5 protein-coding genes are annotated in these 5,138 nt (G+C 75.7%); 3 read left to right on the top strand and 2 right to left on the bottom strand.

What is annotated here, in order from left to right:
* Positions 1-128: 128 nt before the first annotated feature.
* Both BIV57_RS18665 and BIV57_RS18670 read right to left on the bottom strand, forming a co-directional pair.
* Positions 129-881: a LuxR C-terminal-related transcriptional regulator gene (locus BIV57_RS18665; protein WP_071657992.1), complete on the bottom strand. Its 753-nt coding sequence runs from the start codon at positions 879-881 to the stop codon at positions 129-131.
* On the bottom strand, positions 878-2,254 hold the full coding sequence (locus BIV57_RS18670; RefSeq protein ID WP_071657993.1) for an ATP-binding protein: 1,377 nt from the start codon (positions 2,252-2,254) through the stop codon (positions 878-880). The genes BIV57_RS18665 and BIV57_RS18670 overlap by 4 nt, the downstream gene beginning before the upstream one ends.
* A gap of 142 nt (positions 2,255-2,396) precedes the next feature.
* Here BIV57_RS18670 and BIV57_RS18675 point away from each other — a divergent pair, with 142 nt between their 5' ends.
* The 3 genes from BIV57_RS18675 to BIV57_RS18685 all read left to right on the top strand — a co-directional run.
* Positions 2,397-3,824, top strand: coding sequence for a PspC domain-containing protein (locus BIV57_RS18675; RefSeq protein ID WP_071657994.1), 1,428 nt, complete (start codon positions 2,397-2,399; stop codon positions 3,822-3,824).
* Positions 3,811-3,999: a hypothetical protein gene (locus BIV57_RS18680; protein ID WP_071657995.1), complete on the top strand. Its 189-nt coding sequence runs from the start codon at positions 3,811-3,813 to the stop codon at positions 3,997-3,999. Before BIV57_RS18675 ends, BIV57_RS18680 begins: the two co-directional genes overlap by 14 nt.
* A gap of 182 nt (positions 4,000-4,181) precedes the next feature.
* The coding region (locus tag BIV57_RS18685) for a serine/threonine-protein kinase (protein WP_139275715.1) at positions 4,182-5,138 on the top strand (957 nt) is incomplete at its 3' end.

Consider the following 5,138-nt stretch of genomic DNA (forward strand, 5'->3'; position numbering starts at 1 on the left):
TCCTCACCCTGTGCCGCCCCTGGCAGCACACCCACCCGGCCGACGCGGAACGCCCGCCCCGGCCCCTCCCCCCGCCCAGGCGAGGCCTGGGCGGGGGCGGCGAACCCGGCACCGCGCGAACCGCGACGTCAGACGAGCCGCCGCGCCGTCGCCCACCGCGTCAGCTCGTGACGGTTGCTCAGCTGCAACTTCCGCAGCACCGCCGACACATGGCTCTCCACCGTCTTCACGGAGATGAACAGCTGCTTCGCCACCTCCTTGTACGCGTAACCCCGCGCGATCAGCCGCAGCACCTCCCGCTCCCGCTGCGTCAGCCGGTCCAGGTCCTCGTCCACCGGCGGCGTGTCCGTCGCCGCGAAGGCGTCCAGCACGAACCCCGCCAGCCGCGGCGAGAACACCGCGTCCCCGTCGGCCACCCGGAAGATCGCGTTCACCAGGTCCGCCCCGGTGATCGTCTTGGTGACGTACCCCCGCGCGCCCCCGCGGATCACGCCGATGACGTCCTCGGCCGCGTCCGACACCGACAGCGCGAGGAACCGCACCGGCGCCTCCGCCGACTCGTGGTCCGGCCCCTCGCCGGAGGACATCAGCGGCGCGCACCGCTTCAGCACCTCCGCGCCCCCGCCGCCCGGCAGGTGCACATCGAGCAGCACGACCTCCGGCCGCGTCGCCGTCACCACATTCACCGCCTGGTCGACGTCCGCCGCCTCGCCGACCACCTCCACGCCGGTGCGCGCGGTCTCGCCGATCTCGGCCCGCACGCCGGTGCGGAACATCCGGTGGTCGTCCACCAGCACGACCCGTACCCGCCGCCGCGGCGCCGGACCGCCCGGACCACCCGGACCCGTCGGCCCCGCCGAACCCATCTGACCCTGCGTCATGACTCCGTGGTCCTCTCCCGCTCCATCTCGAGCTCGATCTCGGTGCCCTCACCGGGCGTGCTCCGCACCGTCGCCTTGCCGCCGTTCCGGGCCATCCGTCCGACGATGGACTCCTTCACGCCGAGCCGGTCCTCCGGCACCCGGTCCGGGTCGAAGCCCGGCCCGCGGTCCCGTACGAAGATGAACACGGTACGGCCCTCCACCTCCGCGAAGACCGACACCGGCCCGCCCTCGCCACCGTACTTCGCCGCGTTCACCATGGCCTCGCGCGCGGCCTGCAACTGGGCCACCAGTCCGGCGTCCATCGGGCAGTCGCCGACGCACACCACCTCGACGGGCACCCCGTGCGCGTCCTCCACCTCGCCGGCCGTCCGCCGCATCGACTCCGCCAGCATCTTCGGCGGCTCCGGTGTGCCGTCCCCGGCCTCCCCGCCCGAGCGGTCCGCGCCGCGCTTGGGATCCGGCCGGTAGAGCCACTCGCGCAGCTCCCGCTCCTGCGAGCGGGCCAGCCGGGTCACCTCCTTGGGGTTGTCGGCGTGACGCATGATCAACGTCAGGGTGTGCAGCACCGAGTCGTGGACGTGCGCGGCCACCTCGGCCCGCTCCTGCGCCCGGATCCGCTCCCGGCGCTCCGCGCCCAGGTCCTCCACCAGCCGCGCCAGGAACGGCCCGGCCAGCAGCACCACGCCCACCAGCACCGCGAGCACCGCCTGGAGCAGCATCCCGGTGTGCCCCAGCGACCCCTGCATCATCAGGAACGCCGCGATCCCCGCCGCCACCAGCAGCACACCCGCGACCCCGCGCACCACCTGCCAGCGGCGCCGCCCCCCGATGGAGGCGAGCCGGGCCCGCTGCGCGTCGTCCGCCTGCCGCCACACCAGCGCGCAGCCGACGCAGACCACGGCTAGCGGCCACAGATAGGTGGCGGTGCTCCCCCCGAAGCTGTTGAGGCCCACCGCGACGCCCGCCACCAGCGCGATCAGCGCGGCCAGTTCGCGGCGGTCGCGCATCGGGCGGCGCCGTCCGCCCGGCACGGCCGTGGCGCCCGGCCCGCTGCCGGTCTTCAGCGGGCCGCCGCGCTCCACGCCCATCGGCACGAAGAACCAGAACGCCGCGTAGAGCAGCACCCCGAGGCCCTGCCCGATGGCCAGCACCACGAAGGCGGCCCGGATCCACAGCACGGGCATACCGAGATGGGCGGCGAGCCCGCTGGCCACGCCGCCGAGCACCCGCCCCGAGGGGTTCCGGTAGAGCTTGCGGGGTCCGGTCTCGTCCTGCGCGCCGGCCGACGACGCACCCGGTGCCGCCCCGGACGGCGTCGCCGCCGTGGAGCCCGCCGGTGCGCGCCTCTCCTCCGCCTCTGGTCCTGCCACGTCACCGATCGTCACATGGCGGGCGGTACCGATGCATCAGGGCAGCCCCGCAAATTCCTCCGGCCCGGCTCGGGGTGGGCTCAGGGTCCCTCCAGGGGCGTCACCGATGGGCACGGGGGCGGCGACACGTCACGATGGACCCATGACCGACGAGCCCGACGGCGCCGAGCGGACGCCGAATGCGTCGCACCTGAGCGGCGGCACGGGATCGGGCGGCCCGCAGACCGGGGCGCCCGGCCCCCTCTCCGGCATGCGATCGGGGCCGGGCGCCCCTCCCCACGACACCCCGCGGGACACCCCGCCGGGCGCGACCCGCGAGGACGACGCCCCCGGCGTCCGCGTGATGCGCCGCGACGCCGACCACAAGAAGATCGCCGGCGTCTGCGCCGGCCTCGGCCGCTACTTCGACCTCGACCCGGTCGTCTTCCGCGTCGTCCTCGCCGTCCTCACCATCTCGGGCGGGCTCGGCCTGCTGCTCTACTCGCTCGGCTGGCTGCTGATGCCGGTCGACGAGGACGGCCGCAGCGAGCTGCAGCGGATGTTCCACCACCGCTTCGACGCCTCCAGCGGGCAGGCCCTGCTCGCCGTCCTGATCGGCGCCGGCGTCTTCCTCTCCTTCTTCAACAACCGCCCGGGGTTCTTCCCCTGGCTGCTGCTCGCCCTGCTGATCGGCGCCGTCTCGTGGTCCTCGCGGCACCGCAGCGACGCCGCCGAGGGCGCCGACATCGACCCGGACCGCATCCCCAGCGAACCCGAACCGCCCAAGCCGGCCAGCGGCCCCAGCTGGTGGCAGCGGAACGACCCGATGTCGAAGTCGTACGTGAAGGCCCCGCTGATGTCCCCGGGCCCTCCGCTGTGGGTGCCCGACCCGTGGGCCACCGAGGCCGCGCCGGACGGCAAGCGGAAGCAGCGCCGCATCGTCCGCCCCTACCAGCGGGAGCGCTCGCTGCTCGGGGTGGCCGTCGGGTTCTTCGCGCTCGCCGCCGGCCTGATCGTCGCCGCGGCGGTCGGCGCCCGCACCCACCGACCGGTCTTCGCGGTGGAGCTGGGTCTGGTGACGTCGGTCGCGCTGCTCGGCGCCGGCCTGGTGCTGGGCGCCTGGATCGGACGCGTCCGCGCCGGGGCCGTCGCGCTGGCCGCGCTGCTCACCCTGCTGCTGGCCGGGGCCACCGCGCTGCCGTCCGACATGGACCAGTCGCTGGGGCGGCGGACGTGGGCCCCGGCGACGGCGGCGGAGGTGCGGCCGTCCTACAAGCTGGGCGCCTGGGACGCCGTCCTCGACCTGTCGAACGTCGACCCCGGCGGCCGCACGCTCAAGGTCAACGCCGAGCTCGGCGCCGGCCGGCTGCTGGTGCGGCTGCCCGCGGACGTCGACGCGAACGTGCGGGCGCACTCCCAACTGGGCGGCGTCCGGCTGCAGGGGCTGAGCGACCGGGGCACGCCGTGGGGCGACGACACCCGCTCCGCGGAGCACATCGCCGCCTCCGCGGGCGGCGCGTCCCGCGGCACGGTGGACCTGTCGCTCCATGTGGGCATCGGCGAGGTGGAGGTGGACGTTGCGTCGGCATGATTTCGACCTGTTCCCGTTCGTCGCGGGGGTGGTCTTCCTGATCCTGGCCCTCGCCTACGGCCTGGACGCCTTCGGCGTCTGGCAGGCCGACGACAGCTGGCTGCTCGGCCTCGGCCTCGCGGCCCTCGGTGCCGCCGGCCTCGCCTCGGCGGTCCTCGCCCGCCGCAAGCGCTGAGCGGCCAGGTCCGCTGGGGCGAACGCACCGGCCCGCTCCCGCCGACCGGCCTCGCACCGCGCCGTCCCCGGGCGGGGTGCCGGGGCGCAGAGGCGGCGAACGGCGGCCACCGGCGGCGCCCGCGCGGCAATCCGCCGGCACCCACAACCGCGTCACACCAACTCCCGTTATCCTCAGGCTGCGTGGAGCCACTCCGGAGGAACGACCCGTCCGCCATCGGCGGTTACCCGCTGCGTGCCCGCATCGGCGCCGGCGGGATGGGCCGCGTCTACCTGGCCGTCGACCCCGGCTCCCCCGGCCCCCGCGCGATCGCCCTGAAGGCCGCCCGCGCGGAACTCGCCGAGGACCCCGCCTTCCTCCGCCGCTTCCAGCACGAAGTGCGCAGCGCCGCCGCCGTCACCGGCCCGTGGACGCTCCCCGTCCTCGCCGCCGGCATCGACGAGTCCGCCGACGGCCTGCCCTGGATGGCCACCGAGTACATACCCGGCCCCAGCCTCCAGGAGGCCGCGGCCACCCCCGGCGGCCGCCCCGCCGACGCCGCCGCGCTCGCCACCCTCGGCCTCCAGCTGACCCTCGCCCTGGACGCCATCCACGGCGCCGGCCTGGTCCACCGCGACCTCAAGCCCGCCAATGTGCTGCTCTCCGCGGACGGCCCCCGGGTCATCGACTTCGGCATCGCCCGCGCCTCCGACCACACCGTCCTCACCCACACCGGGTTCGCGGTCGGCTCCCCCGGCTACATGCCGCCCGAGCAGGTCACCGGCGCGCGCAGCGCCACCTCCGCCGAGACCACCACGCCGGCCGGCGACCTCTTCGCGCTGGGCGGCGTCCTCGCCTACGCGGCCACCGGGCGCGGCCCGTTCGGCGACGGCGACCTGCCGTCCCTGATCTACCGGGTGATGCACGAGGAGCCCGACCTCGACGGCGTGCCCGAGCCGCTGGTCGGGATCGTCGCCGCGTGCCTCGCCAAGGACCCGTCGGGACGGCCGCGCACCGGACTGCTCCGCGAGTGGCTGCGCGCGGCGGGCGCCTCGGACCGCACCGAGGCGCCGCCGTACCCGCCGGCGGTGCTCGCCGCGATCGCCGCCCGCGGCGCGGAGTTGGGCACCTACCTGGCGCCGCCGACCGTCCCCGTCGAC

Origin of the sequence: Mangrovactinospora gilvigrisea (genome assembly GCF_001879105.1) — a bacterium.
Lineage (GTDB): Bacteria > Actinomycetota > Actinomycetes > Streptomycetales > Streptomycetaceae > Mangrovactinospora > Mangrovactinospora gilvigrisea.

Excerpts from the sequence above, each read along its gene's own strand:
- BIV57_RS18665 (WP_071657992.1), bottom strand. The coding sequence starts at position 881 with ATGACGCAGGGTCAGATGGGTTCGGCGGGGCCGACGGGTCCGGGTGGT.
- BIV57_RS18675 (WP_071657994.1), top strand. The coding sequence starts at position 2,397 with ATGACCGACGAGCCCGACGGCGCCGAGCGGACGCCGAATGCGTCGCAC.